This window comes from Paenibacillus sp. DRB1-1 (assembly GCF_052119485.1).
GTDB lineage: Bacteria > Bacillota > Bacilli > Paenibacillales > Paenibacillaceae > Paenibacillus > Paenibacillus polymyxa_B.
In genome coordinates this window covers 2,308,213-2,328,135 of record NZ_JBODQH010000001.1, presented here as the reverse complement: position 1 = coordinate 2,328,135, position 19,923 = coordinate 2,308,213, and the positions used below count along the sequence as shown (strand labels likewise).

The 19,923-nt window shown below is 46.0% G+C and carries 17 protein-coding genes and 1 tRNA gene; 16 read left to right on the top strand and 2 right to left on the bottom strand.

Features of this window, described 5'->3' with window-relative positions; translation table 11 throughout:
• The 8 genes from trxB (at position 1) to ACQW03_RS10235 (ending at position 8,021) form a co-directional block, all read left to right on the top strand.
• Positions 1–954 carry a thioredoxin-disulfide reductase gene (trxB, locus tag ACQW03_RS10270; protein ID WP_013308252.1) on the top strand — a complete coding sequence of 318 codons (954 nt, stop codon included), beginning with the start codon at positions 1–3 and terminating at the stop codon, positions 952–954.
• 406 nt (positions 955–1,360) lie between these two features.
• Complete coding sequence (locus tag ACQW03_RS10265) at positions 1,361–2,311, top strand: ROK family glucokinase (protein WP_023986484.1); 951 nt, start codon at positions 1,361–1,363, stop codon at positions 2,309–2,311.
• Between the two features lie 72 nt (positions 2,312–2,383).
• The gene (gene rapZ, locus ACQW03_RS10260; RefSeq protein WP_013308254.1) at positions 2,384–3,283 is read left to right on the top strand and encodes an RNase adapter RapZ; all 900 of its coding nucleotides are present in this window, start codon (positions 2,384–2,386) and stop codon (positions 3,281–3,283) included.
• A gap of 12 nt (positions 3,284–3,295) precedes the next feature.
• Complete coding sequence (locus ACQW03_RS10255) at positions 3,296–4,282, top strand: gluconeogenesis factor YvcK family protein (RefSeq protein WP_023986485.1); 987 nt, start codon at positions 3,296–3,298, stop codon at positions 4,280–4,282.
• A 5-nt stretch (positions 4,283–4,287) separates the two neighbouring features.
• Complete coding sequence (whiA, locus tag ACQW03_RS10250) at positions 4,288–5,232, top strand: DNA-binding protein WhiA (RefSeq protein ID WP_013308256.1); 945 nt, start codon at positions 4,288–4,290, stop codon at positions 5,230–5,232.
• Positions 5,233–5,368: 136 nt separating this feature from the next.
• Positions 5,369–5,638, top strand: a complete 270-nt coding sequence (locus ACQW03_RS10245; protein ID WP_013368811.1) for an HPr family phosphocarrier protein — start codon at positions 5,369–5,371, stop codon at positions 5,636–5,638.
• 272 nt (positions 5,639–5,910) lie between these two features.
• Entirely contained in the window at positions 5,911–6,672 is a 762-nt protein-coding gene (locus tag ACQW03_RS10240) for an SIMPL domain-containing protein (protein WP_441949586.1), read from the top strand.
• Between the two features lie 239 nt (positions 6,673–6,911).
• Positions 6,912–8,021 carry a PdaC/SigV domain-containing protein gene (locus tag ACQW03_RS10235; RefSeq protein WP_023986486.1) on the top strand — a complete coding sequence of 370 codons (1,110 nt, stop codon included), beginning with the start codon at positions 6,912–6,914 and terminating at the stop codon, positions 8,019–8,021.
• Between the two features lie 126 nt (positions 8,022–8,147).
• Here ACQW03_RS10235 and clpP read toward each other — a convergent pair whose 3' ends face one another.
• Complete coding sequence (clpP, locus tag ACQW03_RS10230) at positions 8,148–8,744, bottom strand: ATP-dependent Clp endopeptidase proteolytic subunit ClpP (RefSeq protein WP_013368815.1); 597 nt, start codon at positions 8,742–8,744, stop codon at positions 8,148–8,150.
• A gap of 210 nt (positions 8,745–8,954) precedes the next feature.
• Positions 8,955–9,029 (bottom strand) — tRNA-Arg (locus ACQW03_RS10225).
• Between the two features lie 269 nt (positions 9,030–9,298).
• On the opposite strand from ACQW03_RS10225, the gene ACQW03_RS10220 reads away from it, so the two are divergent.
• The 8 genes from ACQW03_RS10220 to rnr all read left to right on the top strand — a co-directional run bounded on the left by ACQW03_RS10220 (position 9,299) and on the right by rnr (position 19,835).
• Positions 9,299–10,336: a sugar-binding transcriptional regulator gene (locus ACQW03_RS10220; RefSeq protein ID WP_023986487.1), complete on the top strand. Its 1,038-nt coding sequence runs from the start codon at positions 9,299–9,301 to the stop codon at positions 10,334–10,336.
• Between the two features lie 94 nt (positions 10,337–10,430).
• Positions 10,431–11,441, top strand: coding sequence for a type I glyceraldehyde-3-phosphate dehydrogenase (gap, locus tag ACQW03_RS10215; protein WP_023986488.1), 1,011 nt, complete (start codon positions 10,431–10,433; stop codon positions 11,439–11,441).
• Positions 11,442–11,561: 120 nt separating this feature from the next.
• Positions 11,562–12,743 carry a phosphoglycerate kinase gene (locus tag ACQW03_RS10210; protein ID WP_023986489.1) on the top strand — a complete coding sequence of 394 codons (1,182 nt, stop codon included), beginning with the start codon at positions 11,562–11,564 and terminating at the stop codon, positions 12,741–12,743.
• Between the two features lie 59 nt (positions 12,744–12,802).
• On the top strand, positions 12,803–13,555 hold the full coding sequence (gene tpiA, locus ACQW03_RS10205) for a triose-phosphate isomerase (RefSeq protein WP_023986490.1): 753 nt from the start codon (positions 12,803–12,805) through the stop codon (positions 13,553–13,555).
• A gap of 1 nt (position 13,556) precedes the next feature.
• Positions 13,557–15,101: a 2,3-bisphosphoglycerate-independent phosphoglycerate mutase gene (gene gpmI, locus ACQW03_RS10200; protein WP_028541876.1), complete on the top strand. Its 1,545-nt coding sequence runs from the start codon at positions 13,557–13,559 to the stop codon at positions 15,099–15,101.
• Positions 15,102–15,164: 63 nt separating this feature from the next.
• Positions 15,165–16,451, top strand: coding sequence for a phosphopyruvate hydratase (gene eno / locus ACQW03_RS10195; RefSeq protein ID WP_071639089.1), 1,287 nt, complete (start codon positions 15,165–15,167; stop codon positions 16,449–16,451).
• A gap of 337 nt (positions 16,452–16,788) precedes the next feature.
• Positions 16,789–17,022, top strand: coding sequence for a preprotein translocase subunit SecG (secG, locus tag ACQW03_RS10190; RefSeq protein ID WP_025722930.1), 234 nt, complete (start codon positions 16,789–16,791; stop codon positions 17,020–17,022).
• A gap of 188 nt (positions 17,023–17,210) precedes the next feature.
• The gene (gene rnr / locus ACQW03_RS10185) at positions 17,211–19,835 is read left to right on the top strand and encodes a ribonuclease R (RefSeq protein ID WP_076293801.1); all 2,625 of its coding nucleotides are present in this window, start codon (positions 17,211–17,213) and stop codon (positions 19,833–19,835) included.
• Positions 19,836–19,923 lie beyond the last annotated feature (88 nt).

Here is a 19,923-nt window from a genome sequence, read left to right as displayed (position 1 = left end):
ATGTATAAATCCATAATTATTGGTACAGGTCCTGCAGGCTACACAGCGGCTATTTATTTGGCACGCGCTAACATGAATCCGCTGATCATTGAAGGGATGCAGCCCGGTGGGCAGCTTACTACAACGACCGAAATTGAAAATTTCCCGGGTTTTGAGCAAGGTATCCTCGGGCCTGAACTGATGGATAATATGCGCAAGCAGGCTGAACGTTTTGGCGCTGAATTTACTTCCGGATGGGTAGAGGAAGTAGATTTCAGCAAACGCCCTTTTAAAGTGAAGGTAGAGGGTAAAGGTATCATTGAGGCGGAGTCGGTCATTATTGCTACAGGTGCGTCCGCCAAATATCTAGGCATTCCGGGTGAGCAGGACAATGTAGGTCGCGGAGTCAGCACGTGCGCAACTTGCGATGGCTTCTTTTTCCGCGGGAAAAAGATTGTCGTGGTTGGCGGTGGCGATTCAGCCATGGAGGAAGCGAGCTTCTTGACCCGTTTTGCTTCCAGTGTAACCTTGGTCCATCGTCGCGATGAGTTGCGGGCATCCAAAATTATGCAAGATCGTGCGCGTGAGAACGAAAAAGTACATTGGGCATTAAACCGGACTCCTCTGGAAGTTGTGACGGGAGAAGCTGGCTTAAAAGGTTTGAAGGTACACAATAATGAGACCAATCAGGATGAGCTGATTGAGGTAGATGGCGTGTTCGTAGCCATCGGGCATACACCGAACACAGGTTTCCTGAACGGACAAATTCATACCGATGAACACGGCTATATTGTAGTAAAGCCAGGCACAACGGAAACGAACATCCCCGGAGTTTTTGCCTGTGGGGACGTACAGGATAACCGTTACCGTCAAGCTATTACGGCTGCGGGAACGGGCTGTATGGCGGCTATGGACTGCGAGAAGTATCTCGAAGGCAGTGCTGTTCACGACTGGAGCGAAACACTGGATCAATAAAAGCGTGTCTATGGTATACAAAAAGGCTAACGGGAGAGCGAAGGAAACCTCTGTTATGCCGCATCTTTTGTTCAGGAAGAGAAAGCCTGCTGCGTTTGCACAGGCTTTCTCCTTTTTATGATTATAGAATTTATAAGTTTTCAGCGGAGCTGAACAATCTATAATCGCAAGAAAAATTTCCGTTAAGCGTGGTCTGGCTTCCTTGAAAGTACGTCAATAGACGTTTTTCTTATGGGTGCATGAGGTTAATAATTCCGCTAATCGTACACTTTTCAACAAGGAAGTGTCCTTGACCGTAACGGGGGCTTCAATTATAGTTGGAACGTAGGATTACTATTATGAAGTAGGAATTGTAAGCGTATATTTCATACCAGGTTTTTAAGTAAACATAAAGGTGGCTTGGAACATGTCTGAAAGTATCTATGTAGGTGTCGATTTGGGCGGTACCGCGATTAAAGTCGGCATTTGTAATGAAAACGGACAGCTTTTGCACACATATGAGGGACCAACCGAAACCGATAAAGGTGTAGACGTTGTCATCGGTAATATCGAAAAATATGTGCGGCATATTGTTGAGCAATCTCCTTATGAGTGGGATCAACTAAAGGGTGTCGGTGCAGGCGTTGCAGGTTTTACGAATGTTCGTGATGGTATTATTGTCCTCGCTCCTAATATTGGCTTTCGTGACGTACCGATCCGTGCGCTCCTAGAGAACCGGATTGGCAAGCCTGTGAAAATAGACAACGATGCGAATGTTGCTGCGCTGGGTGAGGCTTGGGCTGGTGCAGGCAAAGGCATAGAAAACTGCGTATGCTATACCCTGGGAACAGGAGTAGGTGGCGGCATTATTATAAACGGTAAAATATACCAAGGTTCTTCGGGCATGGCCGGAGAAATTGGCCATATCAGTGTCGTACCTGATCTGGAGGCTATTCAGTGTGGATGCGGCAAAATGGGTTGCTTGGAAACTGTATCTTCCGCAACAGGCATCATTCGTATGGCCAAGGACGCTGTGGAACGTGGCGACCGGACCTCTCTGGCGCTGGAAGATCAAATTGCTGCCAAGGAAGTATTTGATGCTGCTAAAGCCGGGGATGAAGTCGCTCTGCGTATCGTGAACCGTGCTGCTTTCTATTTGGGGAAATCTATGGCAGCAGTTGCCGCTGTGCTTAATCCAGAGTTGTTTATCATAGGTGGCGGTGTTTCCAAAGCAGGCGACTTTTTGTTTGAAGAGATGCGTCGCGTGTACACCAAACTGGCACCTGAGCCCCTTCAAAAAGGGGTATCGATTGTTCCAGCTGTGCTGGGCAATGACGCAGGTATCGTAGGGGCAGCTGGTTTGTTGCTACGTTCCTGATCCTGATCCACAGGTTACTGATAATACGGGTACTGGCATAGAGCGAAGAAGCAAAAGGAGAGGGAAGTCCATATGACAGATAACCTAAAAAATGCTGCGCCGTGGGCAACGCTCATTATCATTACGGGGATGTCAGGCGCAGGGAAGACCATTGCGGTTCAGAGCCTGGAAGACTTGGGCTTCTTCTGCGTTGATAATTTGCCTCCTGTACTGATTCCCAAATTTGCCGAGTTGATTGAGCAGTCTAACGGTAAAATAGGCAAGGTGGCACTCGTAATTGATTTACGCGGACGAGAATTTTTCACCGCCTTGTCTGAATCGTTGAATTATATTAAAGATCATTTTACGATTCATTGTGAAATTTTATTCTTAAATGCGAATGATGGCGTTCTCGTACAGCGGTATAAGGAAAGCCGTAGACGTCATCCGCTGGCTCCAGACGGCATGCCTTTGGATGGGATTCGGTTGGAGCGCAAGATGTTGGAAGAATTAAAAAGCTCGGCTACACAGGTTATTGATACAAGTGTGATGAAGCCTGCAACCTTAAAGGCGAGGATTATTTCACGATTTTCTCATCTGGAGAGCAGTATGCTTTCCGTGAACATTACTTCTTTTGGCTTCAAGTATGGTATTCCCATTGATGCCGATCTTATATTCGATGTGCGCTTCCTGCCTAATCCCCACTATGTGGACCAACTACGTCCCCACACGGGACAGGATAGCGATGTATATGATTATGTCATGAAATGGCCCGAGACTCAGGCATTCTTGACCAAGTTGCTGGATATGTTACACTTTTTGATTCCGCAATATCGCAAAGAAGGCAAAAGCCAGGTCATTATCGGCATTGGCTGTACTGGCGGTAAGCATCGTTCTGTTGCAATATCGGAGTATTTAGGAAAAATGCTGGGTGCCAGCGAGACAGAATCTGTTTCTGTTTCGCATCGGGATGCTGATCGGGACCGGCATTAATGAGGTGAAATCATGAAAGAGACCGGATCACAACGGGAGCGCCCACGTATTGTTGTTATGGGCGGCGGAACCGGCTTGTCCGTCATGCTGCGGGGCTTAAAGCAAAAGCCGCTAGATATTACGGCTATTGTTACAGTCGCTGACGATGGCGGAAGCTCCGGGATTTTGCGCAGTGAGCTGCAGATGCCCCCTCCAGGGGATATTCGCAATGTGCTGACTGCCTTGGCTGACGTGGAACCAGTGATGTCAGATATGCTGAAATACCGTTTCGGTGCGGGATCAGGATTGTCAGGCCACAGCCTGGGTAATCTGATTTTAGCAGCGATGACCGATATATCGGGAGATTTTGTAACGGCGGTGCGTGAGCTTAGCCGTGTATTTGCTGTCCGGGGACGCGTGCTGCCGGCAGCTGAGGAAGGCGTTGTGCTAAGTGCCGAAATGGAGGATGGCACGGTGATTACCGGAGAGTCCAAGATCCCGGAAGCGGGCGGACGAATCAAACGCGTCTTTCTTGAACCGACTCACGTGGAGCCGTTGCCTGAGGCTGTAGAGGCCATTAATGAGGCTGATGCGATTTTGATTGGCCCCGGCAGTCTATATACCAGCATATTACCGAATTTGCTTGTACCTAAACTCGCTGAAGCTGTAGTAAAATCAGACGCTATCAAAATATTTGTCTGTAACGTTATGACCCAGCCTGGAGAAACTGATGGCTATACGGTAGGAGATCACCTGCAAGCTATTTTTGAGCATGTAGGGCATCATCTCTTTGACTATGTCATTGTAAATAACGGAGAAATTCCACCCCAAGTACAGGAAATGTATGCCGAGCAGGGAGCTAAGCCAGTTCAAGTAGACATGGGCGAGCTGACCGATCGGGGATATAAAGTGGTGGCAGATACATTAGTTCTGTTCCGTACGTATCTACGGCATGATGCCGACAAATTGAGCCAGCATATTTACCAATTGGTACAAAACTGGATATTAAGAAGGAGGTGAGTCCCTTGTCCTTTGCGGCACAAACGAAAAAAGAGCTTACAATGATTGAAAGCCAGTCCTGCTGTGAGAAAGCGGAACTATCTGCGCTCATACGTATGCTCGGATCCGTACAACTGTCGAATAAAAGGGTGATATTGGACGTGTCCACAGAAAATGCCGCGATTGCAAGGCGGATTTACTCCTTGATCAAGAAGCATTTTCAACTTCATATCGAACTGCTTGTACGGAAAAAAATGCGCTTGAAAAAAAATAATGTGTACATTGTCCGTATTCCCAATGGTGTGCAACAGCTGCTAAAGGATCTTTATATCGTCTCAGAAGGTTTCTTGTTCACTGACGGGATTAATCGGGATATCGTTCGGAAAAACTGTTGTAAGAGGGCTTATTTGCGGGGCGCCTTTATGGCAGGTGGCTCTGTCAACAATCCTGAAGGATCGTCTTACCACCTTGAAATTTCTTCGATGTATGAGGAGCACTGTCAGGCACTCGTTGATCTTGCGAATGAATTTCATCTAAATGCTCGCTGTATTGAGCGAAAAAAAGGTTTTATTCTCTACATCAAGGAAGGCGAGAAGATCATTGAGCTGCTTAGCATCATTGGGGCGCATCAAGCCTTGTTCAAATTTGAAGATGTACGCATTATGCGCGATATGCGCAATTCCGTAAATCGCATTGTCAATTGTGAAACGGCTAATTTGAACAAGACGATCGGAGCTGCTGTCCGGCAAATTGAGAATATTAAGTTGCTGGAGAGGGAAGTTGGTTTGGAGACCTTGCCGGATAAACTGCGTGAAGTGGCAGAAATTCGACTCGCTCATCCCGATTTGAATTTAAAAGAAGTCGGGGAAATGCTCAAAGGGGTCGTGAGTAAATCGGGTGTAAATCATCGGCTTCGCAAAATTGATGAGATGGCTGACAAAATCAGGGGCGAAAATGGCCTGATTCCATAAAAAGATTGTCCGTGGGGCTTTCAGCCCCGGTTTTTTTAGTTTTTTTTCTAGTGTCTGTCCCGGGTTAATGTTATAATGTGATAAATAAAATGGAGTAAGTAGTGTCCAGATTTATTTGATGAGGGGGTAAGCTGACATGTCAAAACATCCGGTAGTCGTACGCTTGAAAACAGGACTGCACGCCAGACCTGCTGCGTTGTTCGTACAGGAAGCGAATAAATATTCATCTGAGATTTTTGTGGAAAAAGAAGACAAAAAGGTTAATGCCAAGAGCATCATGGGTATTATGAGTCTTGCCATCAGTACAGGTACTGAAATCAATATTAGTGCTGAAGGTGCGGACGCCGAACAGGCTGTAAACGCTTTAGTAAGTCTAGTTAGTAAGGTAGAGCTGGAAAATCAATAAACAAAGATTTGCTTTGTGATATGGTGTATGCTCTTAGTGAAAAGCCCCTTTGGGGCTTTTTTTGTATCCAGAAAAAAGTCTTCGAAAACTCCTCCGTTAACTGTTTTATGGATGGATTTGTTGAATATAGAGACTGTATTAAGTTCAAACTATAAATAATTAAAATCCCCGTGGTCATGCTCTGTTTCGGAAATTTGTACGCTTGGCTGCAACCTTTTTCCGTCTTTTCCGTCTGGAAGGTACAAACATTTTCAAGAAAGAGGTTGAATTCAATGAGACTTTGGACAAAAACAGTAGCCACGGCAGTTCTCGCAGGAGCATTAATGGCAGGGGGAGTAGCAGGCGGATTATGGACGGGGGCAGATCGTGCTTATGCTGCGTCAACAGCTTCGACGGTAAACGGTGTAATTAATGTGACTGGAAGCGGGGAAGTATTGGCGAAGCCCGATATTGCTTATCTCTCTATCGGTGTACAATCGGAAGGGAATACGGCAGCTGCTGCTCAAAAAGCCAATGCTACAAAATTGAACAAGGTTACACAACTGCTGAAAGAAAAGTGGAGCATTAGCGCAGATGACATTCAGACCAGCCAGTTTTATGTACAGCCTAACTACACCTATAACGAAAAAGAAGGGCAGAAGCTCAAAGGCTACACTGCCAACCATACACTTTCCGTCAAATACCGCGATTTGGATAAAATCGGTCAGTTGTTGGATGAGGCGACCAAGTCTGGAGCCAATAACGTAGATAATGTACGTTTTTCCGTGGAAGATCCTTCGACTTATGAAGAAGAAGCCATTACTAAGGCATTGGGAAGCGCACAATCTAAAGCCAGTGCTGTAGCTAAGGCAGCAAAACGCGGGTTAGGTGCTCTTGTGAGTGTGACGGTAGATGGCGGAGAAGCACAAATCTTTACACAACGTGAAAATGCCATGTCAAAATCGCTCTTGGACGTAGCAGGTGGCGGGACAGAGATACAATCGGGGCAAGTAACAGTGAAAGTTCAGGTGTCGGCTCAATACGAAATGAACTAATATAGATCATCAAACGAAGCCACAAGCGGCCAGCATCATGTGCAGGCTGGCTTGCTGGCTTTTTTTGTATACCGAAACCTTTTTGTAATGAGTCTGTCATAGCTAAGGGTTATTAGGTGTACATATTGAAATCGGAGAGTGTACAGATTGTAAACTACATACAATAGGGTATAGATATAATAATAAAAGTAGTTATCACACATAGACAATACAGATCATTAACAGGAGGAATATTTAATATGAGTAAGCATGCAAAAAAATGGGGTTCAGCACTGCTGGCGGCAGGGATTTTCGCAGGAGTCACAGCTGTTCCCGTTTCCTATATCCAGGCAGCATCGACGAAACAGCAGCAAGCGACAACACAGCAACCAGGAATCACCATCCAATGGAATGGTAAAACGTTGCCCGCTAAAGGTGTCCAAGTGAACGGGAGTACAATGATTCCGGTGGCCGCACTGCGCGACAGCTTGGGGATTCCAGTAAGCTATGATGCGAAAACAGCGACATATACCGTAGGTAGCGGGTACAATAAACTTTACATTATGGCTTCTTCCTCGGATGCCTACGTCAACGTCAATGGAATCAATACACGTAGTATGGATGCCAAACAGATCGCTGGGAAGCTATATATTCCTATGAGTTTGCTGAAAGACTATCTGGGCATAGATGCTCAATGGAATGCAGCTCAGAAAACAGTAACGCTGAGTAAAAGCCAGCTAAATCCGATTACAATTGCGTCTCAAACACTTCCAGCTTCGAGTAGTGCGAAGGTGTCCTACAAGATTAAGTACCCGCAAATCAGCGGTAGCCAGCTGAATTCTGAGGCTCAACAGGCCATTAACAATGTGCTTAAAAAGCATGCAGAAGGTATATTGGCAGCAGGCAAAAAGATGATGGCTGAGGGAGAGGCTACAACAGAAAGACCGTATGAGTTTGGAAATGATTTTGCGATTGCCTATAACAAAGATGGTATTCTGAGTGTGATTATGCAGGACTACTCGTATACGGGTGGCGCACATGGCATGACGGCACGTAAAGGATATACGTTTTCGCTCGCTGATGGTAAACTGCAGCAATTGTCTGACGTATTGAAGGCAAATCCGAACTACAAAAAGTTCCTCAATGCTGATTTGAAGAAAAAAATCGATGCACTTCAGGCTGGCGAAGGATTCGGCAAATTTAAAGAGCTGGCGGCAGATCAGAATTTTTATGTGACGAACAGTGGAGTAACAATCGTGTTTGATTTGTATGATTATGCGCCATACGCGTATGGAATTCCGGAGTTTACCTACTCGTTCGGTCAATTGCTGCCTCAAGGCGAAAAGCCTTTTGCGGGACAGAATGAATAGTAGAAATAAATAAGTCCAATTGTCTATAACCTAAAAAACAATAATGCAAAAAAGCTGCCTACCGGATAAGAAAGTCCGGAGCAGCTTTTTCATTTACCAGTTATCGAAAGAGGTGAATTTCTTCTCTTATACACCTTCTGGAGAGGAGCTAGTTAGCACTTTATCAATAATACCGTATTCCTTGGCATCATCAGCAGACATGAAGTAGTCACGGTCTGTATCTTTTTCAATGCGCTCCAGTGGTTGGCCTGTGCGATCTGCGAGAATGCGGTTCAGTTTATCACGCATTTTCAGAATGCGGCGTGCGCGGATTTCGATATCCGTTGCCTGACCTTGTGCACCACCCAGTGGTTGGTGAATCATAATTTCACTGTTTGGCAAAGCGAAACGTTTACCTTTGGCGCCTGCATTCAGCAAAAACGCGCCCATGGAAGCCGCCATACCTACGCAAATCGTAGATACGTCAGGTTTAATATATTGCATCGTATCGAAAATGGCCATACCAGCTGTAATGGAACCGCCAGGGCTGTTAATATACAAGTGAATATCTTTTTCAGGATCTTCGGCAGCCAAAAACAGCATTTGCGCAATTATAGAGTTGGCTACAACGTCATTGACGTCCGAGCCTAACAAAATAATGCGATCCTTTAACAGTCTGGAATAAATGTCATAGGCGCGTTCGCCGCGGTTACTTTGTTCTACTACCATTGGAACATAGCTCACGTCAAAAAACCTCCCTTAAATATCGTTAGTGGATTTGGTGGACATGCCGATTACACGTCCCTTATTTATAAACTGTTACCGTAATAACCACATGATAAACAATTTCAAACAAAAAGTCAAAGAAAGTCAAACTAATGATTAAAAAAAAGAGCCCTCAGCGCTCTTATTGGTTAAAACATTATATAGAAGCATCTAAGCGTTCATTTAAAATGGCGCGCCCGCGAGGAATCGAACCTCGATCTCAGGCTCCGGAGGCCTACGTCATATCCGTTGGACCACGGGCGCATAGTTGATTCAATGCAAACAACTAACTAATTAAACAGCTAATTGGAAACAAAGATGATTATATGATATACAGCAGTGAATTGCAAGCTTTTATTAAATGCGCATATTCAGATAAATGGTTGAGAAATATAGGTTCAGATAGACTTGCATATGGAGCAAATATTGGTTAAGATATACGTGGGACTTAAAAAGTTATCCCGGGACGTTTTGAGACCAGTTAGAGATAGAGCATTAGAGACAGAACTTAGAAGTGTGCGGGAGTGGAAAGCATGCGAAAGATATTAGAAATACAGAAGCAGCTTCTGCCCGACCTCATGGATGTTTTGAAAAAAAGGTACACGATCCTGCATCAGATTATGCTGTCCGATGTTGTTGGACGCAGAACACTGGCAGCTTCACTGAACATGACTGAGCGCGTGTTGCGCGCCGAAACCGATCTTCTTAAAGCTCAGGGGCTAATTGAGATTGAGAGTGTAGGCATGAAGGTGAGCAAAGCAGGACTGGATCTGCTGGAACAGCTGGAGCCGATTGCGAACAACTTGTTCGGCCTGTCCCAATTGGAGGACCAGATTCGTCAAGCCTATGGTTTGAGGAAGGTGGTTGTCGTTCCAGGGGATTCGGATGCTTCTCCGTTAACAAAGCAGGAGCTGGGGCGCGCTGGAGCAAAAGCGTTGCTGAGTGTTATGGACGACGAGGATGTGGTCGCTGTAACAGGTGGCACGACAATTGCCGACGTGGCGGAACAACTGGCACTACCTTCTAATGGCCCACTTAAGGGTGGGTGGTTTGTACCGGCACGCGGGGGTTTGGGAGAAAGCATGGAAATGCAGGCCAACACAATTGCTTCCACAATGGCTCGCAAGGTAGGCGCTCAATACCGTCTGCTCCATGTACCGGATTTGCTCAGCAATCATGCTTACAACTCCTTGCTTGAAGATACGAACATTCAGGATATATTGAACCTGATTCGCGAGAGTCGTATCATCATTCACGGGATAGGCAACGCCATAGCGATGGCACATAGACGTAAACTTGATCCCGAAACCTTTGCCCAGATCAGCAGTGAAGGAGCGGTAGCCGAATCGTTTGGTTATTACTTTAACGAAGATGGCGTCGTTGTTCACAGAATGCTGACGCTTGGACTCCGATTGGAGGACATTAGGCGTACCGATACGGTTCTAGGTGTAGCTGGAGGCAAAAACAAGGCGGCCGCTATTCATGCGGTACTGCGTTTCGGGCAAGAGGACATTCTAGTCACCGACGAAGGCGCTGCTGTTGAGATTGTAAGTCGTTATTTAAATGATTAATATAGGATTTATGAATAATGTTGTCTTGACGGGCTTTCGGGTCTGTCTTGAATATATAAAACTAAACTAAACGAACTTTGGGAGGAACTCACTCATGACAGTTAAAGTTGGTATTAACGGTTTCGGACGTATTGGACGCCTTGCTTTCCGCCGGATTCAAAACGTGGAAGGTATTGAAGTAGTAGCAATCAATGACTTGACAGATTCCAAAATGTTGGCACATTTGTTGAAATATGATACAACACAAGGTAATTTCCAAGGACAAGTAGAAGTACATGACGGCTTCTTCAAAGTAAACGGTAAAGAAGTTAAAGTTTTGGCTAACCGCAACCCTGAAGAACTGCCTTGGGGAGACCTGGGTGTAGACATCGTTCTGGAATGTACAGGTTTCTTCACAACTAAAGAAGCTGCTGAGAAACATTTGAAAGGCGGCGCTAAAAAAGTTGTTATCTCCGCTCCAGCTACTGGCGACATGAAAACTGTCGTTTACAACGTAAACCATGAAATTCTGGACGGAACTGAAACTGTAATCTCCGGTGCTTCTTGCACAACAAACTGCCTGGCTCCTATGGCTAAAACACTGCAAGATAAATTTGGTATCGTTGAAGGTTTGATGACTACAATTCATGCTTACACTGGCGACCAAAACACTTTGGATGCTCCACATGCTAAAGGTGACTTCCGTCGTGCTCGTGCAGCAGCTGAAAACATCATCCCTAACACAACTGGTGCTGCTAAAGCAATCGGTTTAGTTATCCCTGAGTTGAAAGGTAAATTGGATGGCGCGGCTCAACGTGTTCCAGTACCTACAGGTTCCCTGACTGAGCTGGTAACAGTTCTGGAGAAAAACGTAACTGCTGAAGAAATCAACGCTGCGATGAAAGAAGCATCCGATCCTGAAACTTATGGATACACTGAAGATCAAATCGTTTCTTCCGACATCAAAGGTCTTACTTTCGGTTCTTTGTTTGATGCAACTCAAACTAAAGTTCTGACTGTTGGCGACAAACAACTGGTGAAAACTGTAGCTTGGTATGACAATGAAATGTCTTACACTGCACAATTGATCCGCACGTTGGAATACTTCGCAAAACTGGCTAAATAAGAACAGTCTTATTGAGCAACATCATAGAGCGGAAACAGGTTATTGTTTCCGCTCTTTATATATCAAATGTGCCTTGAATTCCTGATTCGTAAAATTATAAGGGTGCGGAGGAATATGGAGATGAACAAAAAGAGCGTACGTGATATAGAACTGAATGGAAAACGGGTGTTTGTTCGTGTAGATTTTAACGTTCCGGTTGAGGACGGTAAAATTACGGATGACAAGCGTATTCGTGAAACCTTGCCAACCATTAACTACCTGATTGAAAAAGGTGCAAAAGTTATTTTGGCGAGTCACTTTGGACGTCCAAAAGGTCAGGTTGTTGAATCCATGCGTCTGACTCCTGTTGGCGTACGTTTGTCTGAGCTGCTGAAAAAACCAGTAGTTAAAGTGGACGAATCGGTAGGCGAAGCTGTTAAAGCGAAAGTGGCTGAACTGCAAAACGGCGACGTGCTGTTGCTTGAAAATGTACGTTTCTATGCAGGGGAAGAAAAGAATGATCCTGAATTGGCGAAGCAATTTGCTGAATTGGCCGACGTTTTCGTGAATGACGCATTTGGTGCAGCACACCGTGCTCATGCTTCCACAGAAGGTATCGCGCATCTTCTTCCGGCTGTTTCCGGCTTGCTGATGGAGAAAGAATTGTCTGTAATCGGTAAAGCTCTTTCAAACCCAGATCGTCCTTTTACAGCCATTATCGGCGGTTCCAAGGTAAAAGACAAAATCGACGTGATTGACAACCTGCTGAACATTGCAGATAACGTAATCATTGGCGGTGGTTTGGCTTATACATTCTTCAAAGCTCAAGGTCATGAAGTGGGTCAATCCCTACTGGATGAATCCAAACTGGACGTAGCTCTTGGATTTATCGAAAAAGCGAAGAAGCTCGGCAAAAACTTCTACCTTCCGGTTGATATTGTTGTATCTGACGATTTCAGCGCTACGGCGAACACAAACATTGTGGATATCGACGGCATTCCTTCAGATTGGGAAGGCGTGGATATCGGACCGAAAACACGTAAAATCTATGCAGATGTGATCAAAAACTCCAAATTGGTTGTTTGGAATGGACCAATGGGTGTATTTGAAATCGAACCTTTCGCTGGTGGTACTCGTGAAGTAGCGGAAGCTTGCGCAACAACAGAAGCATACACCATCATTGGTGGCGGTGATTCTGCGGCTGCGGCTGAAAAATTCCACTTGGCTGACAAAATGGATCATATCTCCACTGGCGGCGGCGCATCTCTGGAATTTATGGAAGGCAAAGCACTTCCGGGTGTTGTTGCACTGAACGATAAATAATCAAACGCACTATGCGTGAATAAAGCTTTAGGGCACCTAATAGTTAGGAGTTGAAACCATTGAGAACACCGATTATCGCGGGTAACTGGAAGATGTTTAAAACCGTACCAGAAGCTAAAACTTTCATCGAAGAGATCAAAGGCAAAGCAGAGGTTGCAGGAGTGGAAAGCGTGATTTGCGCACCATTTACGAATCTTCCTGCTCTGGTTGAAGCAGTAAAAGGCACGTCTATTAAAATTGGCGCACAAAACCTGCATTTTGCAGAAGATGGTGCATTTACAGGTGAAATTAGCGGTGGAATGCTGAAAGATCTGGGCGTAGACTACGTTGTGATCGGACACTCCGAGCGTCGTGAATATTTTAATGAAACAGACGAAACGGTGAACAAAAAGGTTCATGCGGCATTCCGTCATGACCTGACTCCAATCGTATGTGTAGGCGAAAAGCTGGAAGATCGTGAAGCTGGACAAACTAAAGAGGTTGTAAAAGTGCAAACTGTAGCAGCTTTTGCTGGTTTGGCTAAGGATCAGGCTGCACAAGTAGTTGTTGCTTATGAGCCAATCTGGGCCATCGGAACAGGCAAATCCTCCACTTCGCAGGATGCGAATGAAGTGATTTCCTATATCCGTAGTCTGATTAAAGAGCTGTATGATGAAAATACAGCAAATGCTGTACGTATTCAGTATGGTGGCAGTGTAAAACCTGAAAATGTTACTGAGTACCTGGGTCAAAGCGATATCGACGGCGCGCTCGTGGGCGGTGCCAGTCTTCAACCGGCGTCGTACATCGCGCTTGTTGAGGGGGCGAAGTAAGATGACAGCACCAAAACCGGTAGCTTTAATTATTATGGACGGGTTCGGATTGCGTGACACCGTAGAAGGTAATGCGGTTGCGCAGGCCAACAAACCGAATTACGACCGGTATTTACAACAGTATCCTCATACAACGCTGACGGCTTCTGGCGAAGCAGTGGGTCTGCCTGAAGGACAAATGGGTAACTCCGAAGTAGGTCACTTGAACATCGGCGCAGGCCGAATTGTATATCAAGACTTGACTCGTATTTCGAAGTCCATTCGTGACGGTGAGTTCTACGATAATGAAACACTGGTTAAAGCAGTGCAACATGCTAAGAAGAACAACACGAAACTTCACCTGTACGGACTGTTGTCTGACGGCGGCGTGCATAGCCATATCAGCCATCTGTTCGCTATGCTGGACTTGGCGAAAAAAGAAGGCTTAACTGAAGTGTACATTCATGCTTTCATGGATGGACGCGACGTTATGCCTGACAGCGGCGTAGGCTTCATGCAGCAACTGATCGCCAAAATTCAAGAAGTGGGCGTAGGCAAAATTGCGACTGTACAAGGACGCTATTATGCTATGGACCGCGACAAACGTTGGGAACGTGTGGAGAAATCTTACCGTGCAATCGTATACGGAGAAGGCCCTCAATACACAGATCCAATGGAAGCATTGAAAGAATCGTATGAAAAATCAGTGTTCGACGAATTTGTGGAGCCAACGGTTATTGTGAAGGCTGACGGAAGTCCTGTAGGGCTGGTCGAAAGCAATGACTCTGTTATCTTCCTCAATTTCCGTCCTGACCGTGCGATTCAACTGTCTCAGGTATTTACAAACGCGGACTTCCGTGGTTTTGACCGTGGCCCGAAATTGCCTAAAGATCTGCACTTTGTTTGCCTGACGTTGTTCAGCGAAACGGTTGAAGGCTTTGTAGCTTACGAACCGAAAAACCTGGATAACACGTTTGGTGAAGTGTTGGTTCAAAACAACAAAAAGCAATTGCGTATTGCTGAGACTGAAAAATATCCGCACGTTACTTTCTTTTTCAGTGGCGGACGTGATGTGGAGCTTCCTGGCGAAACTCGTATTTTGATCAACTCGCCTAAAGTGGCTACATATGACTTGCAGCCGGAAATGAGTGCGTATGAAGTAGCGGATGCTGCTGTTAAGGAAATCGAAGCCGACAAGCATGATGCGATTATCCTGAACTTTGCCAATCCGGATATGGTTGGACACTCCGGTATGCTGGAGCCAACGATTAAGGCGGTAGAGACGACGGATGAATGTGTTGGACGTGTTGTAGATGCGGTTAAAGCCAAAGGCGGCGTGGTTATTATCATTGCTGACCATGGTAACGCGGATATGGAAATTGATGAGCAGGGACGTCCGTTCACAGCTCACACAACTAATCCGGTTCCATTCATTTTGACTGACGAAAATATCGTTTTGCGTGAGCATGGAATACTGGCTGACGTAGCTCCGACGCTTCTGGATTTGATGCAACTTCCGCAACCTGCGGAAATGACAGGAAAATCTATGATTGCATCCCGCAAGTAAGCTTGATTTAATAAGTATAGGCTTGACCAATAAATCATGATTCACAAAGGAGATTAAGTACAAATGACTATTATTTCTGACGTGTACGCTCGCGAAGTCCTCGACTCCCGTGGTAACCCAACGGTTGAAGTTGAAGTATATCTGGAATCCGGTGCTATCGGTAGTGCTATCGTTCCTTCCGGTGCCTCCACAGGCGCTCACGAAGCTGTAGAGCTTCGTGATAACGATAAATCCCGTTACCTGGGTAAAGGCGTTCTGCAAGCTGTTAAAAACGTGAACGAAATTATTGCTCCTGAAGTAATCGGCTTGGATGCTGTGAACCAAGTAGAAATCGACACGCTGATGATCAAATTGGACGGTACACATAACAAAGGTAAATTGGGTGCAAACGCAATTCTGGCTGTATCCATGGCTGTAGCTCGCGCTGCTGCTGAAGCTCTGGGCTTGCCACTGTACACTTACCTGGGCGGATTCAATGCTAAACAATTGCCAGTGCCAATGATGAACATCGTTAACGGTGGCGCTCATGCCGACAATAACGTTGACGTACAAGAGTTCATGGTTCTGCCTGTAGGCGCTCCTACATTCAAAGAAGCTCTGCGTGTAGGCGCAGAAATCTTCCACAACCTGAAATCCGTACTGAACTCCAAAGGTTTGAACACAGCTGTTGGTGATGAAGGTGGTTTTGCTCCTAACTTCAAATCTAACGAAGAAGCTCTGTCCACTATTATCGAAGCGATCGAAAAAGCTGGTTACAAACCAGGTGTTGACGTATTCCTCGGTATGGACGTTGCCTCCACTGAGTTCTTCAAAGATGGAAAATACACTTTGGAAGGCGAAGGCAAATCCTTCACTTCTGCTGAGTTCGTTGACCTGCTTGCTTCTTGGGTTGATAAATACCCAATCATCACTATTGAAGATGGTTGCTCCGAAGATGACTGGGAAGGTTGGAAATTGCTCACTGAAAAACTGGGCAACAAAATCCAATTGGTTGGTGACGACCTGTTCGTAACCAATACAGAGCGTCTGGGTAAAGGTATCGAAGAAAACATCGGTAACTCCATCCTGATCAAAGTAAACCAAATCGGTACGCTGACTGAAACATTCGATGCTATCGAGTTGGCTAAACGCGCAGGATACACAGCTGTAATCTCTCACCGTTCCGGTGAATCCGAAGACAGCACAATCGCTGATATCGCTGTTGCAACAAATGCAGGCCAAATTAAAACAGGTGCGCCTTCCCGTACTGACCGTATCGCGAAGTACAACCAATTGCTCCGCATTGAGGATCAACTGGGTGAACTGGCTCAATACCACGGCCTGAAATCTTTCTATAACCTGAAAAAATAATATTGCGCAAATTGCTGACGCGTCTCAGACTTATGGTTTATGATGACGAAGTCTGAACGCTCAAAGCTTTTACGCATTAATAAAACAGGCCTACTCGCCACCGCGAGTAGGCCTGTTTTTTTGTATTATTGATGTGTATGAGAATTTATAACTTTGCAAAGGCTTAATGGTTGAGTGACTTGTATAACTGTTGTTATCTACTGGAAGCTGTGGTAGAATAAAAATAGTGTTTTGCGTTAATTTCCGGCTATTTATAACATGATATGTACATGTTTTCATAAAAGAGGCTGTGTTGTTTTGCAAAACAGATGTATAAGCTCAGGAGGTGGGATTTTTCATGGAAATCTTTTTGAAAGTGCTGCTCGTTGTGTTCTCGATTGCTGTTATTGCGGTTGTTTTACTGCAAAAGGGGAAAAGTGCAGGTTTGTCCGGTGCCATCTCTGGCGGTGCTGAGCATCTGTTCGGCAAGACTAAAGCTCGCGGTATGGATTTGATTTTACAACGCGCAACTGCTATTTTGGGTGCGGGTTTCATGATCGTTTCTGTTTTAGTTGCATTTTTTGCAAAATAAGATAAATATGTACCTTAAGCCTTCGTTTCGCGGGAAACGGGGGCTTTTTTTAGATTTTGGACAGGCAGGGATGCCGTCGATTAAATTCGTGTATACTAGGGTATGAGTATATTAAGAGCCTTGTATCAGGAACAAGGACATGCGGATTTATTACTGAAAATTAAAGGTCACCCGAGGTGGACAATATTATGATAACAGAGCAACAACTACTCGATTTTATGCGCGAGACTGCATACAAACCCATGACTTACCAGGAGCTGGAGCAGCACTTTGATATTAAGGATGCGGAAGATTTCCGTGAATTTCTTAAGCTCTTGAATGCCTTAGAGGAAGAGGGCAAAATCCTGCTGACCAGCACAAACCGTTATGGCGTGCCGGAACGGATGGATTTGCAGCGTGGGCGTTTGCAGGCTCATGCCAAGGGATTTGCCTTTCTAATTCCAGAGGACCGGGAGCACCCGGATGTATATATTCATGCGAACGACTTAAAGAGTGCGATGAATGGAGATACGGTACTGGTAAGAGTGTCCTCGAAGGGACCTGCGGGCGGTCGATTAGAAGGTGAAGTTGTACGGATCGTGAAGCGTGCAGTGCTTCAAGTAGTAGGCGTGTTTCAGAGCCACGAAGCATATGGTTTCGTTTTGCCGGATGATAAGCGTATTAATCGGGATATTTTCATTCCAAAAACAAGCTTCAATGGAGCCGTAAACGGTCAAAAGGTTGTTGTGCGTATTGTGAGCTATCCGGAAGGACGAGCAGCGGCTGAAGGGGAAGTGTTGGAAGTTTTGGGTCATAAGGATGATCCGGGCGTCGACATTTTGTCAGTTATTCGCAAGCATCAGCTTCCGGAAGCTTTTCCAGATGAAGTGACAGAGGAAGCGGAGAAGGCTCCCGACGCGATTACGGAAGAAGAGATTGTACGTCAGGGACGGCGCGATTTGCGTGATAAGATCATTGTTACCATTGATGGCGAGGATGCCAAAGACCTGGATGATGCTGTAAATGTAGAGCGCTTGCCGAACGGGAACTACCGTCTGGGCGTTCATATTGCCGACGTAGGATATTATGTGCGTGAGAACTCCAAGCTGGATCAGGAGGCATATAACCGCGGTTGTAGCGTGTATTTGGTTGACCGTGTCATTCCTATGCTTCCACATCGACTTTCGAACGGAATATGTTCTTTGAATCCACAGGTGGATCGACTGACTTTATCCTGTGAGATGGAATTCAATGAGCATATGAAGGTTGTAAAGCATGATATTTTCACCAGTGTGATTAAAACGAAGGAACGGATGACGTACACTAACGTTCGCAAAATCCTCGAAGAGGAAGATGCTGAACTGACGGAACGGTACAAGGATCTCGTTGATGTATTCGGCACGATGAAGGAATTGGCATTGAAGCTGCGTGCTAATCGAATGCGCCGAGGTGCGGTTGATTTTGATTTTGATGAAGCTAAAGTGATTGTGGATAATGAAGGAAAAGCTGTAGATATTGTAAAGAGAGAGCGTACGATAGCTGAACAAATTATTGAAGAGTTTATGTTGGCAGCCAATGAAACGGTAGCCGAACATTTCCATTGGCTCAAAGTACCTTTCTTGTACCGGATTCATGAGGACCCAGATCCGGAGAAGCTGCAAAACTTTATGGCTTTCGCGGCTAATTTTGGGCATCAGATTAAAGGTAGAGGAAATTCCATTCATCCGCGTGCACTGCAAACGTTGCTGGAAGATATTCAGGGTACGAAGGAGCAAACCGTGCTTAGCACGATGATGCTGCGTTCGATGAAGCAGGCAAAGTATGATGCGGAAACGACAGGACATTTTGGACTAGCAGCGGAGTACTACTCTCATTTTACATCGCCGATTCGTCGTTACCCTGACTTGGTGATTCACCGTGTCATTCGTGAGGTATTGGAGAATGGCGGGGCTTTAACAGCCGAGCGTCAGGAATATTTGACTGCACGTATGCCTGATATTGCGCAGCAATCTTCCGAGCGTGAACGTGTGGCTGTGGATGCAGAGCGTGATACAGAGCAGATGAAAAAGGCTGAATACATGCTGGACAAGGTCGGCGAGGAATTCGAGGGGATCATCAGCAGTGTAACCAGCTTTGGGATGTTCATTGAGCTGGACAATACAGTGGAGGGTCTGACGCGTCTGAGTGCGCTTACGGACGACTATTACCACTTTGACGAGCAGCATATGGCTTTGATTGGCGAACGCACCTCCAAGGTGTTCCGCATTGGGGATGAGGTTAAGGTTCGCGTCGCGCGTGTAAACATGGAAGATTACACAATTGACTTTGAACTTGTCGATATGAAGCAACGGCAACGCCGTGAACGGACGAGCGGTTCAGGACAGGGCGGAGGTTTTGCGCGTGGCGGTGAGGGCCGAGGTAAAGGCAAGCCCCATGAAGGGCGCGACCGTAAGGGTGGCAAGGACAAGACTGGCAAAGAGCGTAAAGGCGGTCGTGATGCTGCCGGGAAGCCTAAAGAAGCCGGTTCAGGCGTAGGTGGCGGAGGTATTAGCACTGCAGGTCGTTCAGGGCGCGGCGGTGGAAACGGAGCTGGAGCCGGCTCAGCTAGCAGCTTCGGCTTTGGCAGTGGCAAGGGCGGGTATAACTCGCCAGCATCCGGGGCAAGCAAGCGACGGAAGAAGACGTCTGCCAGCGGTATTTTCATCGGCGGAGCAGCTACACCAGGCAGTGATGCCAGACCAAACGGTGAAGGCGCTGCACGTCGCAAGCGGAAGAATAAGGGCGGAAGTGGCGGCAATAGCACCGCGGGCTTTGTGCGGAAAAAGAAGAAGTAGGTAGCTAGAGCTTACTTGCTTTGAAGGTTGGAGCTTTCATTGCAGTGAATGAAGCTGATTTGAAGATAGGTATACGAGCGGTTTCTGT

What these genes read in the sequence shown, in the direction of transcription:
- gap (WP_023986488.1), top strand. Translation starts at nt 10,431, where the DNA reads ATGACAGTTAAAGTTGGTATTAACGGTTTCGGACGTATTGGACGCCTT.
- ACQW03_RS10255 (WP_023986485.1), top strand. Translation starts at nt 3,296, where the DNA reads ATGAAAGAGACCGGATCACAACGGGAGCGCCCACGTATTGTTGTTATG.
- ACQW03_RS10265 (WP_023986484.1), top strand. Translation starts at nt 1,361, where the DNA reads ATGTCTGAAAGTATCTATGTAGGTGTCGATTTGGGCGGTACCGCGATT.
- ACQW03_RS10245 (WP_013368811.1), top strand. Translation starts at nt 5,369, where the DNA reads ATGTCAAAACATCCGGTAGTCGTACGCTTGAAAACAGGACTGCACGCC.
- ACQW03_RS10210 (WP_023986489.1), top strand. Translation starts at nt 11,562, where the DNA reads ATGAACAAAAAGAGCGTACGTGATATAGAACTGAATGGAAAACGGGTG.
- trxB (WP_013308252.1), top strand. Translation starts at nt 1, where the DNA reads ATGTATAAATCCATAATTATTGGTACAGGTCCTGCAGGCTACACAGCG.
- ACQW03_RS10235 (WP_023986486.1), top strand. Translation starts at nt 6,912, where the DNA reads ATGAGTAAGCATGCAAAAAAATGGGGTTCAGCACTGCTGGCGGCAGGG.
- rapZ (WP_013308254.1), top strand. Translation starts at nt 2,384, where the DNA reads ATGACAGATAACCTAAAAAATGCTGCGCCGTGGGCAACGCTCATTATC.
- secG (WP_025722930.1), top strand. Translation starts at nt 16,789, where the DNA reads ATGGAAATCTTTTTGAAAGTGCTGCTCGTTGTGTTCTCGATTGCTGTT.
- ACQW03_RS10220 (WP_023986487.1), top strand. Translation starts at nt 9,299, where the DNA reads ATGCGAAAGATATTAGAAATACAGAAGCAGCTTCTGCCCGACCTCATG.
- ACQW03_RS10240 (WP_441949586.1), top strand. Translation starts at nt 5,911, where the DNA reads ATGAGACTTTGGACAAAAACAGTAGCCACGGCAGTTCTCGCAGGAGCA.
- eno (WP_071639089.1), top strand. Translation starts at nt 15,165, where the DNA reads ATGACTATTATTTCTGACGTGTACGCTCGCGAAGTCCTCGACTCCCGT.
- gpmI (WP_028541876.1), top strand. Translation starts at nt 13,557, where the DNA reads ATGACAGCACCAAAACCGGTAGCTTTAATTATTATGGACGGGTTCGGA.
- rnr (WP_076293801.1), top strand. Translation starts at nt 17,211, where the DNA reads ATGATAACAGAGCAACAACTACTCGATTTTATGCGCGAGACTGCATAC.